Annotated in this window: 20 protein-coding genes and 3 pseudogenes; 12 read left to right on the forward strand and 11 right to left on the reverse strand. The window is 66.4% G+C overall.

Annotation, left to right across the window (positions count from 1 at the left end; translation table 11 throughout):
- Positions 1-91: 91 nt before the first annotated feature.
- On the reverse strand, positions 92-760 hold the full coding sequence (locus ACZ6DL_RS18815; protein ID WP_466052633.1) for a TetR/AcrR family transcriptional regulator: 669 nt from the start codon (positions 758-760) through the stop codon (positions 92-94).
- A 372-nt stretch (positions 761-1,132) separates the two neighbouring features.
- Between ACZ6DL_RS18815 and ACZ6DL_RS18820 the strand changes: the two genes are divergently transcribed.
- From ACZ6DL_RS18820 to ACZ6DL_RS18855, 8 genes and pseudogenes are all read left to right on the forward strand, one after another.
- Positions 1,133-1,615 carry a flavin reductase family protein gene (locus ACZ6DL_RS18820; protein ID WP_466052703.1) on the forward strand — a complete coding sequence of 161 codons (483 nt, stop codon included), beginning with the start codon at positions 1,133-1,135 and terminating at the stop codon, positions 1,613-1,615.
- 248 nt (positions 1,616-1,863) lie between these two features.
- Positions 1,864-2,517, forward strand: a pseudogene (locus tag ACZ6DL_RS18825) (fumarylacetoacetate hydrolase family protein).
- A gap of 41 nt (positions 2,518-2,558) precedes the next feature.
- Positions 2,559-3,755, forward strand: coding sequence for an acyl-CoA dehydrogenase family protein (locus ACZ6DL_RS18830; protein WP_466052635.1), 1,197 nt, complete (start codon positions 2,559-2,561; stop codon positions 3,753-3,755).
- Between the two features lie 170 nt (positions 3,756-3,925).
- Positions 3,926-4,525 carry a TetR/AcrR family transcriptional regulator gene (locus ACZ6DL_RS18835; RefSeq protein WP_466052637.1) on the forward strand — a complete coding sequence of 200 codons (600 nt, stop codon included), beginning with the start codon at positions 3,926-3,928 and terminating at the stop codon, positions 4,523-4,525.
- A 149-nt stretch (positions 4,526-4,674) separates the two neighbouring features.
- Positions 4,675-6,183, forward strand: coding sequence for an MFS transporter (locus ACZ6DL_RS18840; protein ID WP_466052638.1), 1,509 nt, complete (start codon positions 4,675-4,677; stop codon positions 6,181-6,183).
- A gap of 83 nt (positions 6,184-6,266) precedes the next feature.
- Positions 6,267-7,640 (forward strand): glycoside hydrolase family 27 protein, encoded by a 1,374-nt coding sequence (locus ACZ6DL_RS18845; RefSeq protein WP_466052640.1) that lies wholly within the window; start codon positions 6,267-6,269, stop codon positions 7,638-7,640.
- A gap of 207 nt (positions 7,641-7,847) precedes the next feature.
- Positions 7,848-8,798: a fumarylacetoacetate hydrolase family protein gene (locus ACZ6DL_RS18850; RefSeq protein ID WP_466052641.1), complete on the forward strand. Its 951-nt coding sequence runs from the start codon at positions 7,848-7,850 to the stop codon at positions 8,796-8,798.
- A 23-nt stretch (positions 8,799-8,821) separates the two neighbouring features.
- Positions 8,822-10,642, forward strand: a complete 1,821-nt coding sequence (locus tag ACZ6DL_RS18855) for an FAD-dependent monooxygenase (protein WP_466052643.1) — start codon at positions 8,822-8,824, stop codon at positions 10,640-10,642.
- A gap of 35 nt (positions 10,643-10,677) precedes the next feature.
- Here ACZ6DL_RS18855 and ACZ6DL_RS18860 read toward each other — a convergent pair whose 3' ends face one another.
- From ACZ6DL_RS18860 to ACZ6DL_RS18875, 4 genes are all read right to left on the reverse strand, one after another.
- Positions 10,678-11,310: a VOC family protein gene (locus ACZ6DL_RS18860; RefSeq protein WP_466052644.1), complete on the reverse strand. Its 633-nt coding sequence runs from the start codon at positions 11,308-11,310 to the stop codon at positions 10,678-10,680.
- Between the two features lie 252 nt (positions 11,311-11,562).
- Entirely contained in the window at positions 11,563-12,864 is a 1,302-nt protein-coding gene (locus ACZ6DL_RS18865; RefSeq protein ID WP_466052645.1) for a PucR family transcriptional regulator, read from the reverse strand.
- A gap of 111 nt (positions 12,865-12,975) precedes the next feature.
- Positions 12,976-13,644 carry a response regulator gene (locus ACZ6DL_RS18870; RefSeq protein WP_466052647.1) on the reverse strand — a complete coding sequence of 223 codons (669 nt, stop codon included), beginning with the start codon at positions 13,642-13,644 and terminating at the stop codon, positions 12,976-12,978.
- 595 nt (positions 13,645-14,239) lie between these two features.
- A complete protein-coding gene (locus tag ACZ6DL_RS18875; RefSeq protein WP_466052648.1) occupies positions 14,240-14,383 on the reverse strand; it encodes a hypothetical protein in 144 nt (47 codons plus the stop codon).
- A 122-nt stretch (positions 14,384-14,505) separates the two neighbouring features.
- Here ACZ6DL_RS18875 and ACZ6DL_RS18880 point away from each other — a divergent pair.
- From ACZ6DL_RS18880 to ACZ6DL_RS18890, 3 genes and pseudogenes are all read left to right on the forward strand, one after another.
- Positions 14,506-14,739 (forward strand): annotated as a pseudogene (locus ACZ6DL_RS18880) (VOC family protein); the annotation flags it as partial.
- Between the two features lie 289 nt (positions 14,740-15,028).
- Positions 15,029-16,213: a cytochrome P450 gene (locus tag ACZ6DL_RS18885; protein WP_466052650.1), complete on the forward strand. Its 1,185-nt coding sequence runs from the start codon at positions 15,029-15,031 to the stop codon at positions 16,211-16,213.
- Between the two features lie 15 nt (positions 16,214-16,228).
- Positions 16,229-16,426: a ferredoxin gene (locus tag ACZ6DL_RS18890; protein WP_466052652.1), complete on the forward strand. Its 198-nt coding sequence runs from the start codon at positions 16,229-16,231 to the stop codon at positions 16,424-16,426.
- A gap of 613 nt (positions 16,427-17,039) precedes the next feature.
- On the opposite strand, the gene ACZ6DL_RS18895 is transcribed toward ACZ6DL_RS18890, so the two are convergent.
- On the reverse strand, positions 17,040-17,315 hold the full coding sequence (locus ACZ6DL_RS18895) for a hypothetical protein (RefSeq protein ID WP_466052653.1): 276 nt from the start codon (positions 17,313-17,315) through the stop codon (positions 17,040-17,042).
- A 129-nt stretch (positions 17,316-17,444) separates the two neighbouring features.
- Between ACZ6DL_RS18895 and ACZ6DL_RS18900 the strand changes: the two genes are divergently transcribed.
- A complete protein-coding gene (locus tag ACZ6DL_RS18900) occupies positions 17,445-18,884 on the forward strand; it encodes a carotenoid oxygenase family protein (RefSeq protein ID WP_466052655.1) in 1,440 nt (479 codons plus the stop codon).
- Between the two features lie 188 nt (positions 18,885-19,072).
- Here the strand turns inward: ACZ6DL_RS18900 and ACZ6DL_RS18905 are convergent.
- The 5 genes and pseudogenes from ACZ6DL_RS18905 to ACZ6DL_RS18925 all read right to left on the reverse strand — a co-directional run.
- Positions 19,073-19,443, reverse strand: a pseudogene (locus tag ACZ6DL_RS18905) (pyruvate dehydrogenase); the annotation flags it as partial.
- A gap of 50 nt (positions 19,444-19,493) precedes the next feature.
- Positions 19,494-20,288 carry an HpcH/HpaI aldolase family protein gene (locus ACZ6DL_RS18910; protein ID WP_466052657.1) on the reverse strand — a complete coding sequence of 265 codons (795 nt, stop codon included), beginning with the start codon at positions 20,286-20,288 and terminating at the stop codon, positions 19,494-19,496.
- A gap of 25 nt (positions 20,289-20,313) precedes the next feature.
- Positions 20,314-21,474, reverse strand: coding sequence for a DUF3500 domain-containing protein (locus ACZ6DL_RS18915; RefSeq protein ID WP_466052658.1), 1,161 nt, complete (start codon positions 21,472-21,474; stop codon positions 20,314-20,316).
- A gap of 8 nt (positions 21,475-21,482) precedes the next feature.
- Positions 21,483-22,574 carry a zinc-dependent alcohol dehydrogenase gene (locus ACZ6DL_RS18920; RefSeq protein ID WP_466052660.1) on the reverse strand — a complete coding sequence of 364 codons (1,092 nt, stop codon included), beginning with the start codon at positions 22,572-22,574 and terminating at the stop codon, positions 21,483-21,485.
- On the reverse strand, positions 22,564-22,809 hold the full coding sequence (locus tag ACZ6DL_RS18925; protein ID WP_466052662.1) for a hypothetical protein: 246 nt from the start codon (positions 22,807-22,809) through the stop codon (positions 22,564-22,566). Before ACZ6DL_RS18925 ends, ACZ6DL_RS18920 begins: the two co-directional genes overlap by 11 nt.
- Between the last annotated feature and the right edge of the window lies 1 nt (position 22,810).

Consider the following 22,810-nt stretch of genomic DNA (forward strand, 5'->3'; position numbering starts at 1 on the left):
CACGGAAGGCACCGAGGCCGCCTCCGCGCAACTCACCCCGCCACTCCGGAGTCACCCACAACGAGCTATCCGCGAAAATCCTTACTGAACTTCAGGATCCGTAGAATTCGTCGAGCAACGGCCGAAGCGCAGACTCCACGTCGAGAGTGCGGTCCAGTGCGGCGGCCGAACGCAGCGCCGTAACAGTCAGTTCCATCAGGCATTCGACCACCGCGTCGACGTCGAACGGCTCATCGTTCTGCAGCCAATAGACGGCAGCCTCGTCGATCGCGCCGACAATCGACCGGATCATCATGCGTAAGGCCTGATTCTGCGGATCGAGCCCCAGCAGCGAGATCCAAGCCTCGATGGTCTGCCACCGGCCCGCCTCGAGCACCTCCCAGGCCTCGGGATCAGCGCCCCGACCCCCTAGCACCAAGCGCAGGGCGAGCCCGCGATGAGCGGCCAGAAACCTGAACTGCGCGGTGAACGCGCTGCGGATCTGCTCGACCGGCGATATTTCGGGACGCAGCACGTGGGTCTGCAGCACGCGATTCGACGTGTCCCGTATCGCCTCCAAATAGAGGCCACGCTTGGTGCCGAAGTAGTGGAACACCAGCCCATGGGCGGCATCGGCGGCCCGGCAGATGTCAGCCACGGCCACCTCGTCATAACTGCGCTCGGCGAACAACTCGACCGCGGCATCGACGAGGCGCTGCCGGGTTTCGGCGGCCTGCGCGGCGCGCGAGGTCGGTCGACTCTTATCGGTCGTGCTAGTCATTGCGCCCTCCGTCACCGAACACCTCTCCGCCCGATAGTGCCGGGTGACCTGGGAAAAAACAAGTTGATTTCAAGTCGTTGACATCAAATCAATGAAATTGTTACGCTATCGCCAGATCACTCGATGTGACCCGACTCACCCATCCGCCGCACCAGCAGAACCGGTACATCGCACCGGTGCCGTGCGTTGTTCAGGGCGGATCGCAACAAGGAGGCGACCATGGATACCGGGAAGAAACCTGCCCGAATCGGCAGGCAAACCACTCGCCTTCCCAGCACCACGGAACCGCTATCCGGCGGAACTCGGCTCCCGGGGTTCCCGCAAAGCTATTGGCTGAGCAACAGCTTCGGGACCGAAGCCACGCCGTCACCATTGACCACGCCCAGCGGTCCGGATCAATTGCGGCTGGCGTTCGGCTGTTTCCCCAGTGGCGTCATCGCGGTCTGCGCGATGCGCAACCAACAACCCACAGGCATGGTGGTCAGCTCGTTCACCTCGGTGTCGCTGGACCCAGCGCTGGTGTCGATCTGCATCATGAACAGCTCCCAGACCTGGGCTTCGCTGCGGGATGCGCCCAGGCTGGGGCTCAGCATCCTGGGTGACGAACAGGAGCCGATGTGTCGGCAATTGGCGTCGCGCTCCCCGGATCGGTTCGCGGACGTGGAATACGAGTGCACCGCCGAGGGCGCCGTGTTGCTATCCGGCGCGACAGCCTGGCTGGACTGCGCCCTGCACGACGAGTTCCGCGCAGGCGATCACACGATCGTCGTGCTCGCCATCCGGGGCCTCCACGCACATCCCACCGCACGCCCCCTCGTTTTCCACGGCTCACGGTATCGCCGTCTCATCACCTGACCGACACCGAATTCAGCAGTACCGCACCACCTTTCATCCAAGGAGCGACAGTGAAGATCGGCGACCTCGGTGATCGCCTGGTCATCGTGACGGCAGCCGGAGCCGTCGACGTCGAACGCGCCAGCGGTGGCCGCTTCACCGCGGATCCCCAGGCGGTCTACGAGCATTGGACCGCGTTCCGGGAGTGGGCCCACGGCGCCGACCTGGCCGACGCCGAGACGTTGGACCCGGCACGCCTGCGACCTCCGGTGCCACGCCCACCACAGATCTTCGCCATCGGACTGAACTACCGCCAGCACGCCGCCGAGTCCGGTCTCGACCTGCCGAGCGACCCGCTCGTGTTCACCAAGTTCGCGAGCTGCCTGACCGGCGCCCACAGCAGCATTCCCGTACCGACCGACGGAACCGCCGACTGGGAGATCGAGCTGGCGGTCGTGATCGGTGTCGGTGCCCGCAACGTCTCGGCCGACCGCGCCTGGGAGCATGTCGCCGGGGTCGCGGTGGCGCAGGACATCTCCGAGCGCGCCATCCAATTTTGCGGTCCCGCACCGTAATTCAGCCTCGGAAAATCTCTTCCCGGCTACGGCCCGATCGGCCCCTGGCTGGTCACACCCGACACGCTGCCCGACCCCGACGACCTGCACATGACCTGCACGCTCAACGGAGAGGAAGTGCAGAAGACAAGTACCAAAGACATGATCTTCCCGGTGCCGCAGCTGATCTCACGGTTGTCGGCCTTACTCCCGCTGCTGCCGGGCGACCTGCTGTTCACCGGCACGCCCGCGGGCATCGGCAGCGCGATGAATCCGCCGCGCTTCCTGGAGCCCGGCCAGACCCTGATCAGCCGGATCGACGGTGTCGGCGAACTGCGAAACCGCATCGTTGCCGCCGACCCGGCGTGAACCCGCCGAATTTCAACCACCACAGTAACTTTGGAGTACGCATGACCACCGTAGAGAACGACAGGACCGAGACCATCGAGGATGTGCTCACGCGCATCGCCGAGTTGGCGCCGCTGATCCGGAAGAATGCCGCCGCCGGCGAATCGGACCGGCGAGTATCCGAGGAGACGATCGCGGCGCTGAAGGAAGCCGGAGCGTTCCGCGTCGTGGCGCCACGGCGTTTCGGTGGCCTGGAGGCCAGCCTGCGCTCACTGCTGGATGTGTCGTCGGCGGTCGCCGAGGCCGACGGCGGCGCGGCATGGGTAGTCACGCTGTCGAACACCAATGTCTGGACCTCTTCCCTCCATCCCGGTCGCGGCCTCGACGAGGCGTTCGCCGACGGTCCCGACACGATTGTTTCCGGCGTGCTGGCACCCTCGGGCAAAGCCCGCAAGGTGCCCGGCGGCTACCGGGTGGACGGACGCTGGCCATACGCCTCGGCCAGTCTGCACGCCGATTGGACTACCAACGGGGCACTACTGGTCGACGGCAACGATCAGGCGCTCGACCAGGTCGCGGTGGCGATCCCCCGGGCAGACTTCCGGGTCGAGGACACCTGGTACGTCGCGGGAATGCGCGCGTCCGGCAGCAACACCATCGTCGTCGAGGACGTGTTCGTCCCCGAACATCGCGTTGCTTCGCTCGGCCCGTACCTGGCTGGCGAGCACATCTCCGCCCATCCCGATGCGCCCCTCTACCGAGGGGCCTTGACGTCGTTTCTGAACACGGCGGTCACGGGGCCGCAGTTGGGTCTCGGCCGGGCCGCGCTGAACCTGGTCCGCACCAAGGCGGCGGAAAAGGCACTGGCGTACACCACGGTCACTCGGCAAGCCGACTCCGTCGCCTTCCAGATGCTGGTCGCCGAGGCCGCGATGAAGATCGAAACCGCCCACCTGCACGCCTACCGTGCCGCCGATGACGTCCAGGCGCACGCGGACGCCGGAGTGTTCCCGGAGCTCATCGCCCGCGCCCGGATTCGCGGTGATGTCGCGATCACCTTGCGCAGTATCAACGAGGCGCTGAACATCCTGCTCGATGCACACGGCGCCGCATCGTTCGCCGAAGTCAATGCCATGCAGCGGATTTGGCGCGATTCCAACGTTGCCGCGCGGCACGCGGTGACCCTGCCGCACGTCTCGATGGAAACCTACGGCAAGGCCCTGCTCGGCATCCCCGAGCACATCACACCGCTCATCTGAGCAGCAGGTCGATCCAACGGTCGGATAAGTAATCCCGCCGAGGGCGTGCGGGCCACGCCCTCGGCAGCGGTGATGCTTCGCCGAATGCGACTAGGACCAGGCGCACGTACCCCCGAGCGAGCGGACCGCTATGGTAAGTACTGAACCGTACTTCCCAGGGAGGAGCCGCCGTGACCGAGAACGCGCCCATTCGGCGGCCGCGCATGACGCCTGATCGCGAGTACGAGCTACTGACCGCGGCGCTGGATCTGCTGCGCGAGGTCGGATACGAGGCGCTGTCGATGGATACCCTTGCGGCGCGGGCACATTGCAGTAAGGCGACACTGTATCGAATGTGGCCGACCAAGCCACAGCTGATCGCCGCGGCCCTGCGCGCCACCGGGCCGGCCGACGCGAAAGATATCGATACCGGAAGCCTTCGGGGCGACCTGGTGGCCATGGCCGACCGGTTCGTACCGCGCGCACAGCAGGACACGGCCCTGATCGCCGCCCTCGACCACGCGATAATCACCAATCCCGACTTGGCCGCGACCCTGCGAGCCGTCCTGCTCGAGCCCGACACCGCCGATCTCGCCCGCTTCATCAACCGAGCGGTCGAACGAGGAGAACTGCCCGCACGGCCCCCCGCCGCCGAATTGCTGTCCCCCCTGTTCTTCGGCGTGTTCGTCACGCGGCCGGTCTTCGACGGTTCCCTCGCCGATGCTGACTACATCACCCGATTCATCGACGACATCGTGCTACCGGCACTGCACCACTCCGCCTGTCGCTGATTGAGTCTCGGCCGCGTCCAGCCGACAGCAGCAGCCCGAGTCGTCTTCATGAGACACACCTCACACTCTAAATAGTACGATTGCGTTCCTCCCGAGCCGCTGCGATTCTTCTTATAGAACGACTTCGTACTATAAGAGAGGCGTAGTCCATGCCCGAGCACGCGGCTGTCGAACTGACCAAAAGCGACCCTGACCCCGCCGATTCCTCCCGAAGTCTCGGAGGTTCGCGGTGGTGGCTACTCATCGTCATCGCCCTCGCGCAGCTCATGGTGGTACTCGACGCGACCATCGTGAACATCGCATTGCCATCGGCGCAGCACGACCTCGGCTTCAGCGACAACGAGCGGCAGTGGGTGGTCACCGCATACGCCCTCGCTTTCGGCAGCCTGCTACTCCTGGGCGGCCGGATCGCAGACCTGTTCGGCCGCAAAGCGACGTTCCTCGTCGGTCTGGTCGGCTTCGCCGTCGCGTCCGCGGTGGGCGGTGCCGCACCCAGTTTCGAAATGTTGGTGGCCGCCCGGGCCGGACAGGGCATCTTCGCCGCACTGCTCGCCCCGGCCGCGTTGTCGCTGCTGACCACCATCTTCACCGAAGGCAAGGAACGAGCGACCGCTTTCAGCGTGTACGGCGCGGTGTCCGGTGCGGGCAGCGCCATCGGGCTACTGCTCGGCGGTGTACTGACCGAGACACTGACCTGGCGCTGGACGCTGTTCGTCAATCTGGCCTTCGCGCTCGGTGCGGTCATCGGCGGGGCACTCCTACTGCCGCGTGTTCGCCGGGACCGCACCGCGCGGCTCGACGTACCCGGTATCACGCTGGTGTCGGCCGGTTTGTTCAGCCTCGTCTACGGCTGCACGAACGCGGAGACCAACGGTTGGGCAGATATTTCCGCCTGGGGTCTGCTGGTGGCCAGCGCCGTTTTGCTGGCAGCTTTCGTATGGTGGCAAACCCGCACAAATCATCCCGTGTTGCCGTTGCGGATCCTGACCGACCGCACTCGCGCCGCATCGATGACCGCGATCTTCATCAGCGGTGCGGGGATGTTCGGCATCTTCCTGTATTTCACCTACTATCTGCAGCTCGATCTCGGGTACACGCCGATCCGTACCGGCCTGGCGTTCATGCCGATGGTCTTGGGTCTGATGATCGCGGCCATCACGGCGAACAATGTCCTGATCCCCCGGATCACCCCCAAACTCGTTGTGCCGCCCGGTATGGCGATCACCGCGATCGCACTGGTGTGGATGACCACCTTCGACATGAGCAGCGCGTTCCTCACCCACGTGCTGCCCGCACTGTTCGTCGCCGGTTTCGGCATGGGCTTGATCGTGGCGCCCGCCATGAGCGCAGCGACCCTCGGGGTGGCGGCCGCGGACTCCGGTGCCGCGTCCGCGACCGTGAATGCCGCGCAGCAGGTGGGCGGCTCGATCGGAACCGCGTTCCTCACCACCATGTCGACCAGCGCAGCCAATGACTACCTGGCATCCCACGGCCCCGTCGATCCCGACGTACTCGCCAACGCTCAGCTCACCAGCTACGCCACCGCCTACTGGTGGTCGGCCGCCATCCTCGGCACCGGCATGGTCGTCACCGCTCTGCTGTACCGCCGCGGCGTCCTCGAACAAAGCGACTCGCGGACACCGACCGTCCACATGTGACCCACGACCCGAGAGCAGACAGTCATGGTCAGCAGTACCGCAGGCATCTACCAGCGGGTTTGTCTGGAAGTAGCGGAGCGGTGATGCGGCGGCGAATGACCTTCGCGGTGTTTGTCGCGGGTACGGTCCTGGCCGCGGCGACGGCACCAGCGCACGCGTCCCCGGCCGAGCCCGGCACAGTCCCCGTCCCGGTCCTGGGCTGGAATAGCTGGAATTCCGGAATTCCGCTGAACGAGAACACAATCCGAGACACCGTCGACGCCATGATCGCCTCCGGCATGCGCGATGCCGGTTACCGGTATGTCAACCTGGACGCCGGATGGGCCGCACCCGAACGAGATTCGCACGGCGACCTGCAGGCCGATCCGGAAAAGTTCCCGCACGGCATGGCCGCCGTCGCCGACTATGTCCACGACCACGGCATGCTCCTGGGCTTGTACTCCAGCCCCTACAACCAGACCTGCGGGCAGACCCGAGCCACGGCCGGCCTCGGCCACGAGGCCCAGGACGCGCGACAATTCGCCGCATGGGGCGTGGACTTCCTCAAATACGACTGGTGCCACGCCGACTCCGACCACAACGAACAGGTCGACGTATTCACCGCGATGCGAGACGAGCTACGCGCCACCGGCCGCGCGATCGTCTACAGCATCAACCCCAATAGCTCCGACGACGCCGACGCGGGCACCACCTACGACTGGTCGACGGTGGCCGATATGACCCGCAGTACCGGCGACCTGATCCCCCTGTGGCGCAACGATTTACCACCGACGAAGATCGGCGGCTTCGACACCCGCGGATTCGTCGGCGTCATAGATCAATACACCACCACGGCCACCGGAAACCGCACCGGGCGCGATCCGGACATGCTCGTCGTCGGGATCACCATGGCCGAGTTCTTGGGCGCACACACCGACGGCATGCCCGCCATGGCCGCCAAACAGGGTGCGCTGTCCACCGAGGACGCCGAACATCTCGGTCCCCTTCTACGCATCTCCCCGCCACTGCTCGACCTGCTCCGCCGACAGGCCGGCCTCACCATCGCCGAACAACGCGCCCACTTCTCACTGTGGGCCATGCTCGGCGCACCACTGATCGCCGGCAACGACGTGCGAACAATGTCCGCCGAAACCCGCGACATCCTCACCAACCGCGAAGTCATCGCCATCGACCAAGACCCGACACGCGCACCTGGCGCCGCCCTGCCCGATGACCATCGCATCATCGTCAAACCACTCACCGATGGCTCCGTCGCGGTAGCGCTGCACAACGACAGCGACCGCCCGACAACCATCGAAACCACCACCGCGGCGACGGGACTCGCAACATCCGAGCAGTACCGGGTCCGTGACCTATGGGCACACACGACCACAACGACAACAGGTCCGATCACCGCACACGACATCCCGCCACATGGGGTCGCCTTGGTGCGCGTGACACCCGACCGCTCGACCTGAACACTGGAGGTCCGCCCGAAACACACTGCGACCCTTCGGCTCCTGTCTCGGTGATGGTGTCTTCCGAGTCGACCGCGGGTCAGGCGCCCCGAGCGCGACACCGCCCCGAGTGCCGCCGATCGATATTGCATCAGAGTCCAAATCGACGGCTCGGATTTGGCGCGTGGTCCAAGCGGAGGGCTGGTCGGCGCGGGTTGACTTGGTGGTGTGAGCATCAACCTTCTGCGCTACTCCACCGAATCGGGCGCCCCTGGCTGGGGCGTCGTTCGCGGCGAGCGGGTGCTGCCGCTCCCCGGCGAGTACCCGACGGCCGGCGAGGTGCTTCAGGAAGGTGCCGAGGTGGCTCGAGCCCTGCTGACGGAATCCGCCGATTCCGGCATCGAGTTGGCGGACGTCACCCCGCTCAACCCACTACCCGGAGCGAAGGTCAACTGCCAGGGCACGAACTACCGAGCGCATATGGTCGAGACCGGGGTGGATCCCGACCAGCCGTTCAACCTGTTTTTCACGAAGTCCACGGGTTCGCTTACCGGGGCGCGCGACGACATCGTCACTCCGCCACACGTACGGCTGCTGGACTACGAGATCGAATTGGGGATCGTCATAGGCAAGGCGATCACCGGCCCGGTGACGGTAACCACGGAGAACCTCCCGGACTACGTCGGGGCTTTCGTTGTCGGAAACGACGTCAGCGCCCGGGACGTTCAGCTGTCTCAGGGGCAGTACTACAAGGGCAAGAGCTATCGCACCTTCTGTCCGGTCGGCCCCTACCTCTGTGTGCCCGACCCCGGCGAGGTGCACAGATGGAAGGACCTGCGGCTCCGCCTCGCGGTCAACGACGAGCCCCGCCAGACGGCGCTGGCCACGGAAATGGTCTTCACACCCGCGCAGACCCTCACGGAATTCTCTCAACTGGAGGACTTCGCGGTGGGTGACCTGTTGCTCACCGGCACGCCAGGCGGGGTGGCCATCAAATCGCCCAAGCCGATCGTGCAACGCCTCGCCGGACTGCTGCCCGAGGCGAAGAAGTGGGACCTGTTCATACGGACGCAGTCCCGCAACCGCGCCTACCTCACGCCGGGAGACGTCGTCACCGCGTCCATCCGCACCGACGATGGCGTGCTCGACCTCGGCACGCAGCGCAACACCGTGCGCTGACCGGGAAACCTGGAGAACGAGCGATGTCCGACACCACACCACCGGCCAACCTCGAGGCGCTGCCGTCCGAGGTAACCATCGTCGGCGCCGGTGCGACCGGATGCACCCTGGCGCTGCTCTTGTCGCGCTACGGCCTCGCCAGCACCGTCCTCGAACGCCGGACCGACCCGTTGAACCATCCGGCCGCGCATGTCGTCAATGCCCGGTCCCAGGAAATCTGGCACCACGCTTCTCCGACCTTGGCCAGGCAGATCAGCGCGCTGGCGCCACCGCCCGAGCAAGTCGGTGTGATCCGCTGGTTCACGGACCTGAGCGCCGCCCCACTCGGTGAAATCGACCTGCTGGCCTCCCCCGAGCAGGTGGAACGCGTGCAGAGCCACAGCCGGTACCTCATCTCGCACATCGGCCAGCACCAGCTCATGCCGGTGCTCTGGGATGCCCTCGAGGCCGACCCACGCGTCGACTTCCGTCGCGGCGCCGAAGTACGCGACGTGCGGACGACGCCATTCCGCACGACGGTGCACGCGGCCGACATGCGCGGCGGCACGACCGCGATCTCCTCGCGATTCGTGGTCGGTGCCGACGGCGCCAACAGTGCGGTGCGTGCCGCTTTGGGTATCGGGATGCGCGGCCGGGTCCTGGCCAACATGGGCAGCGTCTTCTTCAACGCCGAGTTGTTCACCGACGGCGTCCGCCCGTTGCTGAGCTGGATCTACTCCCCCGCGTTCTGCGGGGTGCTGATAGCGCATGCCAACGACGACTACGTGCTCATGACCCCGTTCCTCAGCGAGCACCAGGAGATCGCTCGGGACGGTCGCGCGTTCTGGGCGCGAACGTTACCGCGAGTGATCGGGCAGCGCGTCCCGTTCCGAATGCATTCCACGGGCACCTGGACGATGACCAGTCAGGCCGCCGAGACCTTCGCCAAGGGCAACGTGATCCTCGCCGGTGACGCCGCCCACCGGTTTCCGCACACCGGCGGTTTCGGCCTCAACAGCGGCGTGCAGGACGCGCACAACCTCGCGTGGAAACTCGCCGCCCTTCTCGAAGCTCGCGCGCCGACCTCGCTGCTGCACAGCTACGAGCCGGAACGGCGACCTGTGGTGGAACGGTTCGCCGAACAGAGCGTCGACAACCACTTCCGGCTCGACGAGGTCATGGCCGGCCTGGCCCCGGGCAACCGCGCTCTCGCCCGGGTAACCCGCGCTTTCGCCCCCGCCGTCGATCGCCGCTGGGCAGCGATCGTGGAGCGCATCGCCGACGCCATGATGAACCTGGCGACGCGGCCGACCGCGAAACTGCTGGGAGACAGCACCGCGGCTCGCGACCGACGCGCCATGGTCGAATCCCGAATACCGGACCAGTTACAGCATTTCGCCTCCACCGGACTCGAATTCGGCTACGCCTATTCGGGGCCACTCATCCGGACCGAACCGACGCCGCAGCCGATCAACGACGTCGGCGTAGTGGACTACGTGCCGACGACATGGCCCGGTGCCCGCGTACCGCACGCGTGGCTGGCCGGTGACGACGACGCCGTGTCCACCCACGACCTGCTCGACCTGCGTGACTACACGCTGTTCACACCCGACCCGCAGGCCTGGCGCACCGCCGTCCGACCGGCGATGCCCGTCACGGTGGTGGGTCTGGACGCCGCGATCGCCTCGGACCGACAGCAGGTGCTCGACCTGTTCGAGGTCGGCGAACACGGCGCCGTACTGGTCCGGCCCGACGGGCACGTGGTCTGGCGCACCACCGCGGACGCCACCTTCGCCGCGGCGGAGCTGGAGCGGACGGTCAGCGGCTCAGCGATCTCCACCGCCGAGGAAGGCGTCGCACCGTAAGCGCGACGCGTAGCAGGAGCACCAGAGCGTCGTGACTACAACGTCTTCCAGGTAAGGGCGCTCTTGTTGCTGCGCGACGTCGTACCGGGACGGGTGCCTGCTCCCTGTTCGAGCAGCGTCGAGGGGTCGTCACCGGAACGCAGTCGCTCCAGGAGGTAATCGGGGTCGAATTCGACGCCGACCGGGTTGGCGGCGAAGGCACTACCGGCCAGGTAGTCGGCTGTGGCGGCGGCCGTGGCGAAGTTCTCGGTCTGGAACTCCAGTCGAATGCCGTCGGGGTCCTCGTAATACAGCGAAGTGGTCGGCCCGTGGTTGATCGACCAGACAGGGCGGATCCCGATCCCCTTCAAGCGTTCGTAATTCACCAGGAGACGTTCCAAGGAGCCGAAAGTGAGTGCCAGATGGTCGACTCCGTAGATCTTGCGGCGGAAACGTGCCAGCGGAAACAGGTAGCGCAACACCCGTGGCACTTTGATCAGCGCGAGGCGGTGGCTTTCGTGGTCCCAGACCAGGAATGCGATCTGCTTGTCCTCATGCACGACGCGGGCTCCGAAAACCGCGCCGTACCAAGCGATCATCTCCTGGCTTCGGGCGGTCTTGACCACCCAGTGGGCCAGTAGGTCGGGTGCGGCCGGGTTGGTGAAATTCGGGGTGGCCTCATGAGTCATGGTGTCTTGTCCTCTCGGTCGACCGCGTCGCTCGATGCGTTCGAGGGCCCCGGCCACCGGATTCACGGACAACCAGGTCTCCCGAAAGGGGCACCGATGTTCCGCCGAAGCGGTGCCGGACACGGATACGTAGTACCCATCAGCCAACCCCGGGGCGCCCCCGAGGCGCTTGGACTGCCATGCAAAACACCCGCTGGCACTTTGGACCCGAACCCATATGAGAGGAGAATCCGCCGTCAGCGTGGCAACCGGTCACTCATCGTCGAGAACCACCGAACCCAACTCCTCGGCCAGCGCGAGCGCGGCATGCAACTGCATACGCCGAACGCCGATCTTGCGACCTCGCAATTGCTCGGCACGCTGCACGCGGTAGGCGACGGTGTTCCGCGCCACGTGCAGCCTTTCCGCAGCCACGCTGAGGCTGCGCTCGACATCGAGATAGCACTTGAGCGTCACGCGAAGAACAGCCGTGGCCTCCCCCCGCTCCGCCAGCGCACCCAGCTCACGCAGCACGAACTCGCGGGCCCTGTCCAATCGGCCACCGAGCATCGCCACCAGATCGAGCTCGCCGTAATCGAACAACCAGCGCTCGCCGGAGCCCAGCATGCCCACGTGGGCGACCTCCAATGCCTGTTCATGGCTGGTGACGAACCCACGAACGCCCGCACCGGACAGGCCGACCGCCACGCGGACACCGTCCGCCTGCCGCTGTACAGGAACGGGTATGGCAGGCGGTCGGCGAACGCTCGCACCCCACGCCCACACACGGCGACCGCCAACCGGTATCACCAGCGTCGACGAGCATCCAGCGGATTCCAGCAGGCCTGCGACCATGTCTTCGAGCCGCGTTGTACCAACGGGTACCTGCTCGCCGGACCAGCCGACCACGGCGAGATGCTGCCTGGTCAGGTCATAGCCCAGCAAGCGCACCGCCCGATCGAGCGGTACCGCGTCACCGCGCAGAATCTGCTGGATCACCTCCATCCGCGCCGCGGCCGAACTCGCCACCCACGCCTCATGGGCATTGCCATACGCCTGGGCCATCTCGCTCGTGAGCCGATCGGCGATGCCGAACGACAGTGCGGTGATACGCCGCATTTCCGCGAACCGCTGCGCTGCGGGCACGAGTCGTTCGGCGGCGTCGAGTACGTACTCGACAACCATCGAATGACCCACCTGAATGCTGCGCAGCATATGTTCGATGCCGATCCCGCGGCTCACCACCTCGGCGGGGCCGAGCAAGACGCCAGGGGCAGCCTCGACCGTGAAGTCCTTGACGCCTGCGATCACCCCGACGGCTTCCAACGCCACCGCTTCGCCGCCGCCGCGCACCATCTGCACGATTCCGTCCACATCCAGCTCGGGAATCTCGGCGAGGATATGTGCCGCCATCGCCTGACCGAGCTCAACGGCATACCCGGCAGCACCGGCACCTACCCGGGCGGCGAACTCCGCGACCTTCTCCGGCGGCAGCACCGAGCGGTGCAGCGCCGCCGGATCCGCTGGGGCGAGCTCGCGCACCCATTGGGATAGACCACTGGACCCCGAGGTCATCGGCACACACGCTCCTCCTTGGATCCGCAGCCATGGAACCACCGACCTGTTGATGACGATTTCGTCAATACTATGCGGCGCTCTCCACCTCGGGTACGAGGCGATCAGACCTCAGCCTCGTGGCTCGACGCGTACCAGACCTGTCCGGAACGCCATGACCACGAGTTGTGCGCGATGCCGAGCGCCGAGCTTCGTCATGGCACGCTGAACGTGGGTGCGAATAGTCAATGGGCTCACATACATTCGCTCGGCGATCTCCTCGTTGGACAATCCCTGCGCCACATGCACGACGACCTCGCGTTCGCGCGCGGTGAGCACCTCGAGAGATTCGGCGGGTGCGGTTTGCGGTGCCGGGTACGCGAGGAAACGGGCAATGAGAGCCCTCGTGGCAGTTGGGGAGAGCAGGGTGTCTCCGGCGGCGATCGCGCGGATGGCGCTGAGCAGTTCCCGCGGTCCGACATCTTTGCCGAGGAAGCCTCCGGCACCGGCGCGCAGGGCTCGCGCGACGTACTCGTCGAGTTCGAAGGTGGTGAGGATGAGGATGCGCGTGGCCAGGGACTCGTCGCGGCAGATCTCCTGGGTGGCGGCGAGTCCGTCGAGTTCGGGCAGGCGGATATCCATCAGTGCGACATCGGGTTTCGTGGCTCGTACGACTTCCTGAGCCTGCCTGCCGGTTCCCGCGACGCCGACCACCTCCATGTCGTCGGTGGAGACGATCAGCATCCGGAAGGTTCCGACCAGCAGGGCTTGATCGTCGGCGATCACGACGCGGATGGTCATCGCTGCTCGGTGTCCTTCTCGTCGTGGCCGTCGGTACGCGGTTCCAGGGGTAGTTTCGTGGTACTTCGAAGCCGCCGCCTGGTCGGATTCCGGCGGACAGTTCACCGCCGACGGAGGTGGCCCGTTCGTTCATGCCGATCAGACCGTAGCCGGGCTCGCCCGCCTGCTCGGAGCCGTGACCGTTGTCGGAAACGCTGATCGTCAGCAGCGACGGGGAGTAGTCCAGACGGACCGACGCCGAAGCTGTTCCGGCATGTTTGTGACGTTGGTGAGCGCCTCCTGCACGATGCGGTAGGCCGTCAAGTCGACTCCGGGTGACAGCGGCTGCGGCTCCGTGGGGTTGGTGGTTCGGCTGGCATTCGGTGGAATCGGCGCGCTACGAGTTCTGACACCCGACGTGCACCTGTTTTCCGGGATCAGCAGCGACCGCATCGCCGAGGCGCTGCCCGATCGGGCGAAGTACATCGGCACCACCTCTTATTTGCGGCGCCGATGGATCGACCGGGCCGGCGGGCCACGAATGACAGGCACCGTGACCAGGGCGGCTTCTGGTGACGCTCGGGCCTGAAGCGTATGTGCTGTGCGCTCGCGCCGATCAGGCGGCGGTGTCTCGCTGGGGTAGGGCTTCCAGCTCGGGCAGGGGACGTCGGCAGATTGCGTGTGCCTCGGCGGCGGGCAGGCCGAACATGCGCAGCAGGTCCTCGGCGATGTGGTCGGCGGCTGCGGCGTCGTCACTCACCTTCCGTCCGATCCGCCCCCATCCTAACCCGCGGGATCAGGAATGAAGAATTCTTCAGAACCCTTGACTGAATGGTTCCTCGTAAGTGAGGATATGTTCAGAAGGAAGGAAGGGAGGGGTCGATGAGCGACCCGCACGATCCGCACGCAGACCTGCACAGCGAAGACGGTCCCGCCGCTGGTGAGCATCGCGGCCGCGCGGCCAACCCGACCATCAAGGTGTGCGATCTGGCGTGGCTCGAGTTCGACAAGCCCGATCTCGACGCCGCGGAAGCCTTCGCTGCGGCGTTCGGGTTCACGACCGCGCTGCGACTGCCCGAGGAATTGCATCTACGCGGCGCGCTGGCGGGTTGCCCGTGGTCGCAGCCGGCGGCGCGGTACTGGCTGCACGCCGAACCCGCCACCGCACTGGCCGCCTGGCTGCGCGCCGGGCGAGCACGCGCCGCTCTGATCCGACCCGACGGCACTGTCGCCGACACCAGCCACACCCTGCCCAACGGCTGGCCCGAGCTGGCCGACCGCAACCGCATCGGTGCCGTCGGCATCGGGCTCGGCGAACAGCACGGGGCTGCGCCGACTACCCGCCCACACCCACCACACGGCGCCCGCACCGCCGCCGGCCCACCCCCCGACCCGAGGAACTCTCATGCGTAAACGCCCCGACGTGCCGGTCTATGAGCCCGACCTGTATTCCCGGTCGGCGATCTGCGACACCTACCCCCACTACGCGCGGCTGCGCGAACTGGGCCCGGTGGTGTGGCTGGCGCGCCAGGGCGTCTACGCACTCCCCCGCTACAGCGAATGCAAACAGGTCCTGCGCGATGACGCCACCTTCCGCTCCGGGCAGGGGGTCGCACTCAACCCGGTCAGCAACCGTCTCGCGCGCGGCACCATCCTCAACAGCGACGGGCAGGACCACGCCCGCCGCCGCGCCCTACTGGCCGCGCATCTGACTCCGCGGGCGCTGCGGTACATGGCCGAGGACATCGACGCCCAAGCCCGCGCGGTCGTGCAAGCCGCGACCGCGCGCGGCGACATCGACGGCGTCGATCTGGCGACCGCGCTGCCGATGTCGATCGTGCCCGACCTGATCGGCTGGCCCGAGCACGGCCGCGAACACCTGTTGGGTTGGGCCGCGGCGACATTCGACTCCCTGGGACCGATCAACCGCCAGTGGGTGCGCTCAGCGCCGGCGAGCCTGCAGATGCTGGCCTTCGCCCGGCGCACCGCCACCGATCGCGCGATCACCCCCGGCGGAGCAGCGCAAGACATCCTGCGCGCCGCGGACGAGGGCCACCTGCCGCGCTCCCAGTGCCCGGCCCTGATGATCGACTACCTGGCGCCGTCGCTGGACACCACGATCAGCGCCATCTCCAGTGCCCTGCACCTGTTCGCCACGCACCCCCGCCAGTGGGCGCGACTCAAAGCCGACCCCTCACTGATCCCGGGTGCGGTCAACGAAGTCGTCCGCTTCCACTCCCCGATCCGGGCGTTCTCCCGCCTCGCCGCCGCCCCGGCCCGCCTGGGCGAAACCACCCTCGAGGCGGGCGCGCGGGTGCTGGTGCTCTACGGGTCGGCCAACCGTGACCCCCGCGAATGGGACAGCCCCGACACCTTCGACATCGGCCGCGACGCCGCCCGCCAACTCGGATTCGGCCACGGCACCCACGGCTGCGCCGGGCAAGGCCTCGCGCGCCTGGAAACCCAAGCCATCCTGCGCGCCCTCGTCGAGCAAGTCGACCGCCTCGAGGTCACCGGGCCCGCCGAGTGGGCGGTCAACAACATCATCCACCGCTACGCGCGCCTGCCGTTGCGGTTGATCCCCGCCTGAGAAGGAGACCCGCCGATGAAGATCACCGTCGACTACGACCGCTGCGAAGGCCACGGGTTGTGCAGCGAACAAGCGCCCGCGGTGTTCGGCCTCGACGATGACGCCGAGCTGACCCACCATTTCGACGGCGCCGACCTGCCGCCCGACCAGCACGGCCCCGCCCGCGCGGCAATCAATGCCTGCCCGGTCGCGGCGCTACGGGAATCGCCGTGACCTGCCCGGGCCGGGTGCTCATCGTCGGCGATTCCACCACCGCGGGCACTGCCGCGCGTATCCCCGCGAGTTTCGTGAGGACGATCGTTTCCCATCTTCACGCGCGCTGATCACAGTTGCGCCTCCTCGGGCACTGCGAGAGCGCAGATCGGCGCGGTGGCGCGGAATCGCGGTAACCGTGATCGACACCCAGGCGGTCACGCCACGCACCTTCCGCGAAGGCGCCGCGACCGCAGTCGATCACGCCTCGACAGCCCGGAACGCGCGGCACGCCAAGCTCGGCGACACCACCGTGGTGGCCAAACTCCACCACGTCGATGTCCCCGAGACGGTGCCCGACAACCGTGAGGTCCTCGAGCGCTGGGCCACGGTGGGCGGGCAACAGGTTTCGCCGCCACCCGCGCTCGCTCTTGGGCGCCGGCTTGCGGACCCAACCACCTTTGATTCCCTTGGCCTCGACCACGGTGACGGTGATGACGTCGATGACCCACACCAGCGACCAGTCTCGGGGTGGCCCGCTGCGATAGGCAGAGGTGCCAGGGATCTCCTCGCCGCGGGCCTGAGCGCGGATAAGTGCGCCACGCGGCAATGTAGTGCGTTTTCTGGGCCACAGTCAGTCCCGCGTGGCAACAACCCATTCGTCTATCTGCGCGGCCTGCCGGTACAGCCGTGCGTAGGCGTTGACCAGATTCAGCACATGGTCGCGGTCGTGCGGAACCTTGTAGACGCGCGCGGCTTGCATTGCTCGCACATCGAACAAGGCCGGCGCATCGGCCAGCATGCCCTCGACGTAGTCGGCGACCGCCGACGCTGTGCGTGGCTGGACCAGGCGATATGGGATGCCCTGTGGGGCAACCGCGTTGCAGGTGAATTGCTCCGCACCGAACACCGTGATTTCGGCATCCGCCTATGCAGTGACGCACGACACATTTCATATAGTACGGTTGCGTTTCTTCCGAGCTCTTGCCATCCTCCATATAGAACGTCTCCGTACTATATGAGGTGAGGAGGGGTGTCCATGTGGGACCCCACGAACATGTTTCTCAACGGCCCGTATACGCCGTGGCACGAGGAGGGCGAGGCATTCGATCTGGAGATCGAGGGACAACTGCCACCCGAGCTGAACGGGGCCCTCTACCGACTCGGCACCAGCCCGGCCTACCGCCCTACCGACCCCAGCCGCTATCACTGGTTCGACGGCGACGGGATGGTTCACGCAGTGTTCCTGCGCGACGGCCGGGCCACCTACCGCAACCGGTATGTGGCGACCGCGGGGCTGCAGCTCGAGCGCGAGCATGGCAAGGCCATCTTCGGTAGCTTCATGCACGGCAGCGATACCCCGCTACCGCCGGGCGTGGCTCCCAAGAATCCCGCCAATACCCATGTCGCTCTTTATGACAACCGTTTGCTGGTACTGTGCGAGACCGCCGTTCCGCACGAGCTGCGACCGGACACTTTGGCCACGACCAGCCAAAGTTACGACTTCGGCGGTGAGGTCATCGGACCCATGACCGCGCACTACAAGGTCGATCCAGCCAACGGCGACCTGCTGTTCTTCGTCAACATGGGTGGCGCGCTCACCTGGTACCGGGCCGACAATCGCGGCAAAGTCCTCGACCGCCACCAGATCGATCTCGGCGTACCGACCTTCATCCACGACTACGCCGTCACCGCCGACTACGCGGTCTTCCTGGTCAACCCCGCCATGGTGCGGGTAGAGAACATCTTTCGCGGCCTGCCGTCCACGACTTGGGAACCCGAGACCTTGCAGACCTGCCGCTGGGCAGTCCTGGACCGCAAGACCGGCGCGGTGCGGTGGTTCGAAGCCCCGGACGCCTACACACAAACGCATTTCCTCAACGCCTATCAGGATGGGACCACGATCGTCGTCGACGGGCATCGAACCGATCGATTCGGACCGACGAAACAGGACATCGAGTCGCCGCCGCCGGGCGGGGACTGGAACTGGTGGTTCAAGCGATTGGTTGCCACGCCCTGGCGTTGGGAACTCGATCTCGCGACCGGGATGATGAAAGACAGCCAGGCGACCGACGTTCTCGGCGAGTTCCCACAAATCAACGAGCAACGGACCGGGCTGTCGCACCGATACGGCTACTACGCCACCACACGCGGCGTCGGCGACTGGTTCACCGACGGTCTGGCCAAGCACGACTATCGCACCGGCGAGACCGCGATCCAAGCCCTCGACGGGTCCCTGACCTCGCCCAGCGAACCGCAATTCGTGCCGCGTCCCGGTGCGACCGCCGAAGACGACGGCTGGTTGCTGTCGATCTGGTGGGACCCCGCCGCCGACCGGAGTGAAGTCGTCGTCCTGGACGCACAGGATTTCACGGCCGCCCCTATTGCCCGGATCAAGCTCAACCATCGGGTTTCCATGGGATTCCATGGCACCTGGGCGGACGCCGCGGACCTCGACGCCGCCCTGGGTGCCATCTGAGCCGAGCGACGGCGACCTCGGACCGTTGACGTTGACACAGCCCCCTATAACGGAAACACTGTATCCAATATGTTGAACGGCGTCGCGCCCCAGCTCTTGGTCGTTCGCGACATCGCGACCGGCATCATCCCTCTTCGCCCACAGATCTAGAGCCTCGAAGCTCATGAGAGCGGGCGCGAGGTTCACATTCGGCGCCGGCGAGCGCGGGCCGCGGGGCCGCGGGCACCGCGGCCAGCTGCTGGTCGACGGGCCGGGTCGACAGACACAGGTAGGCCGAGGAGCCGTCTGGTCGGCCGAGCTGGGACAGGCATGCCAACAGGGGTCCACTCGACATCGATCGAGAACGCGGGTTCGCAGCTGACGCAGCCGGTTGTTCCAGACCGATCGAGGGGGTCTTGATGGATTGGTGCGCTCCGCCTACGGCGGCCAGGGTGACGCCGGACGGAGTGCCGACCAGAATCGATTGCCCGCCGGCGTAAGTGCCGTAGGACCACGGTTCCAGGGCACGCTCGACGAAGGGGGCGTAGAGGACGCCGATGGGCAGCAGCGGCGGCTTCCATCAGGTGTCTCCTCGCACGCAATCTGTTGCGTCCCTGTGAAGTCGGGCGGTCAGCTGGGTCGCACCGGTTCGTCGGTCACCTGCGCGAGGTGGCTTTTGGCAGCGTGTTCGATATGCATCAGGTCATTGGCGATGCTGACGTAGTTGAAGCCCTCGGCGCGGCGGCGCGCGGCGGTGGCGCCGTCCGGGCAATGGATGCCCACGGCCTTTCCGGCCGCGGCGGCGGCCTTCAGCACGACGCGAAGTGCCTCGTCGAACTCGGCGTCGATCGCGGGGTCGGTGGGGCTGGCGCCGCCGAGGGCGAGGCGCAGGTCAGAGGGGCCGACGTAGAGCGCGTCGACGCCGGGCACGGCGACGATCTCGGCGACATTGCGCAGACCAGCGACAGTCTCGATCATCACCACGCAGGCGACCTCGGCGTTGGCTTCGGCCGGAGACGGACCGATCCGCAGCCCTGCGCGCAGCGCACCGTTACTGCGCAGGCCTATCGGCGGAAAGCGACACGCCGCCACCGCCGCTTCCGCCTCGGCCGCGGTGTCGACCATCGGCACGATGACACCGCGGGCGCCCGCGTCGAGTGCCTGGGCAATCCAGAACCGGTCATTGAGTTGCACCCGGACCAGGGCGGCAACCCCTGCGGCGTCGATCGCGGTGATTCCGGCGAGCAGGCCCCGGTATTCGATCAAACCGTGCTGTGCGTCGATGCAGACATAGTCGTAGCCGGTCATCGCGATACGTTCGGTGGCCACCGGGTTGTCGCACACCACCCAGTAACCCACGGCCGGCGCTCCGGACCGCAGCCGCTCGGCGAATCCGGCCTGGCTGGTCTTCGCATTGTTCGTCATAGTGTCTCTTTCGCGGTCTGGTCTCTCAGTGGGAGTGGTGCTTTCGGTGTTCGGCGAGGGCGTCGAAGCCGAAGTCAGCGGACAGATCCCGCCATACGGCATGCGCGTGGTTGGCCCGACGCTGGGTGTTGTCGTATTCGATGAGCAGGTCCGGGCCCTGGATCCGGTAGTAGTGGGGATCATCGAGTGCCATACCTCCCGCCCACCCGAACCAGGTGACGTCGAGGACCGCATCGGTGGCATATCGCGCGGCGTGTACAGCGGCCATGGCAGCCGGAGCGCGGCCGGTGTACAGCGCGATCAATCGACGAAGGTCATTCCGTTGCGTGGCATCGAGACGCCGTGCGCAGATTCCCTTGGGCGGCACCGAAATCGCCAGTGCCGCGTGATCCGCCTCGGTGTATCCGGTCGCAGCTTCCGCACGCCGATCGATGTCGTCGACGAGTTTGTTCAGCGAGGGATCGGCGAATTGGCCGCGCCACAGGTCCTGCATATGCATCATGGTGTCGCCGCTGGTCACTCGAGCCCGATTGCCGGAGACGATGTCGGAGATCGCGGACTCGTGCAGCAGGGCTTGTTCGCGCTGTTCCGCGGTGCAGGACCGGGCCAAATTCCGTGCGACATCCTCGATCCCGCCGAGCGGCCGTAGCGGCGAGCCCCCCAGAAGGGCGGTGCTCGCCGGGTCGGCGCCGATGAAGCAGGGGGTCGTCGAAACGAGGCAGCCGTCGACGATGAGGTAGTTGAGCGAGATGTGATGACCGCCGAAGCGCCAACCCCACACCGGGTTGCCCGGCCTACCGAAGAGCCTGAGCCAGTACAGCTCTGGATCACGCCCACGTTCCCGCGCCCAGTCGGCCTTCCAGCCTTCGACCTGATCCAGGATGTTCTCCAGACCGACCACCGTGGCGACGGTGGCGTACCCGGCCTCGGACAACCCGGAGGCGACCAGTTGCATCGCCAGCCGCTGCTGGGCCGCGGACTGGTCACGCAGGGCCAGCCCGCCGTGGTCGGTCGGGGTGTAATACCACCGCACTCGTTCCGCGTCGGCTTCGGCGACCAACGGCGAATCGAAGAGCGCCGCGCAACGCTGGTGGTCGGTCAATGTGTCCAGCCACGCCATGACCGCGTCTACCATCGCGGCGGCGACTGCCCGCCGCAGTCCGGTCTCGGTGGCCTGCGTGGGCACTTCGCCGATCATGGCGCTTGCGGGTCGTCGGACACATCCAGCATCACCTTGATGGCATCGCCACGGCGTTCGGCGTAGGTGTCGAACGCTTCACCGATGTCCTCGAGCGGGAAATGGTGTGTCACCAGTGCATTGGTGTCCAGCCTCCCCCGGCTTGCCAGCGAGACGGCCCGAGCCACGGACCCGGTCCCTTCGCCGCGGACCGTTTGCAGCGAAATGCCATTCATGACGGCACGATTGAGGTCCGCCGTCACCGGCTGTTCGAAAAAACCCACCAGCACGACTTTTCCGGACCGTTTGGCCATCCGGATCGCTTGATCGACCGCCGGCGCGGCGCCGGAACACTCGAGGACGATGTCGGCGCCGCGCCCGCCGGTGAGATCGCGCACGGCGGCGACGGGATCTTCGGTGCGCGAATTGAGCACCAGGTCGGCGCCGAACTGTTTGCCGAGGTCCAATCGGCTGGCCCGGGTGCCTATCAGGGCAACGGGTTCGGCTCCGAGTTGGCGTGCGACCTGGACGGCCAGCAGTCCGATAGGGCCGGGACCGATCACGGCGACGCTCGCGCCGACAACGAGCGAACCGAGGGCATCGAAGGCGTGCATGACCGAGCCGACGGTGGTGAGGATGACAGCCGCGTCGAAATCGACGGCGTCCGGCAGCAGATGCAGCGTGGACACGTGGTTGACGACGTACTCGGCGAATCCGCCGTTGATCGTCATGCCTTGCGTCCGATGTCCTTTGTGCAGCTTGCCGTAGTTCAGGCAGTCGGTATAGGACCCAGACAGGCAGTTTACGCAGCGCATACAGCCTCGATGCGCCTCGGTCACGACTCGATCACCGACTACGAACTCGTCGATGCTGCTGCCCACCGCGGCCACCACACCGGCGTATTCATGTCCGGGGACAAAGGTTTCCGAAGGCGGACCGTCGCCGCCGAAGAACTTCTGACTGCGAATCTTGAGGTCCGATCCGCACAGCGACGCGCGGCGGACCTGAACCAGGACATCGTCCGGTCCGACCTCGGGGACGGGCAGCCGCGTCGTGGTGATCGTTCCCGGCTCGCCGAGTACCGCGGCCAACATCGTTTCAGGGGGCATTTGCGACCTTTCTGGTGAAATTCGGAATGTGCGCGGAATCCGGCAGGCACGGCGCGGATAACAGGCCTTGGCACGGCATCGCCGGATAGCTCTGGTCCACGCGATCATCGACCGCGACGGCCCGAGCCCAGCCGCCCTCGACGGCTTCCCGCGAGAACGTGATGGCAGCGTCGTGGGAGGCAAGGGAATGCAATGGTGAACCGACGCCGAAATCAACGGTCAGATGCCACAACATT

It is taken from the genome of Nocardia sp. NPDC041819, from assembly GCF_055590505.1.

What these genes read in the sequence shown, in the direction of transcription:
- ACZ6DL_RS18815 (WP_466052633.1), bottom strand. Translation starts at nt 760, where the DNA reads ATGACTAGCACGACCGATAAGAGTCGACCGACCTCGCGCGCCGCGCAG.
- ACZ6DL_RS18830 (WP_466052635.1), top strand. Translation starts at nt 2,559, where the DNA reads ATGACCACCGTAGAGAACGACAGGACCGAGACCATCGAGGATGTGCTC.
- ACZ6DL_RS18840 (WP_466052638.1), top strand. Translation starts at nt 4,675, where the DNA reads ATGCCCGAGCACGCGGCTGTCGAACTGACCAAAAGCGACCCTGACCCC.
- ACZ6DL_RS18845 (WP_466052640.1), top strand. Translation starts at nt 6,267, where the DNA reads ATGCGGCGGCGAATGACCTTCGCGGTGTTTGTCGCGGGTACGGTCCTG.
- ACZ6DL_RS18855 (WP_466052643.1), top strand. Translation starts at nt 8,822, where the DNA reads ATGTCCGACACCACACCACCGGCCAACCTCGAGGCGCTGCCGTCCGAG.
- ACZ6DL_RS18860 (WP_466052644.1), bottom strand. Translation starts at nt 11,310, where the DNA reads ATGACTCATGAGGCCACCCCGAATTTCACCAACCCGGCCGCACCCGAC.
- ACZ6DL_RS18865 (WP_466052645.1), bottom strand. Translation starts at nt 12,864, where the DNA reads ATGACCTCGGGGTCCAGTGGTCTATCCCAATGGGTGCGCGAGCTCGCC.
- ACZ6DL_RS18870 (WP_466052647.1), bottom strand. Translation starts at nt 13,644, where the DNA reads ATGACCATCCGCGTCGTGATCGCCGACGATCAAGCCCTGCTGGTCGGA.
- ACZ6DL_RS18885 (WP_466052650.1), top strand. Translation starts at nt 15,029, where the DNA reads ATGCGTAAACGCCCCGACGTGCCGGTCTATGAGCCCGACCTGTATTCC.
- ACZ6DL_RS18890 (WP_466052652.1), top strand. Translation starts at nt 16,229, where the DNA reads ATGAAGATCACCGTCGACTACGACCGCTGCGAAGGCCACGGGTTGTGC.
- ACZ6DL_RS18900 (WP_466052655.1), top strand. Translation starts at nt 17,445, where the DNA reads ATGTGGGACCCCACGAACATGTTTCTCAACGGCCCGTATACGCCGTGG.
- ACZ6DL_RS18910 (WP_466052657.1), bottom strand. Translation starts at nt 20,288, where the DNA reads ATGACGAACAATGCGAAGACCAGCCAGGCCGGATTCGCCGAGCGGCTG.
- ACZ6DL_RS18920 (WP_466052660.1), bottom strand. Translation starts at nt 22,574, where the DNA reads ATGCCCCCTGAAACGATGTTGGCCGCGGTACTCGGCGAGCCGGGAACG.
- ACZ6DL_RS18925 (WP_466052662.1), bottom strand. Translation starts at nt 22,809, where the DNA reads ATGTTGTGGCATCTGACCGTTGATTTCGGCGTCGGTTCACCATTGCAT.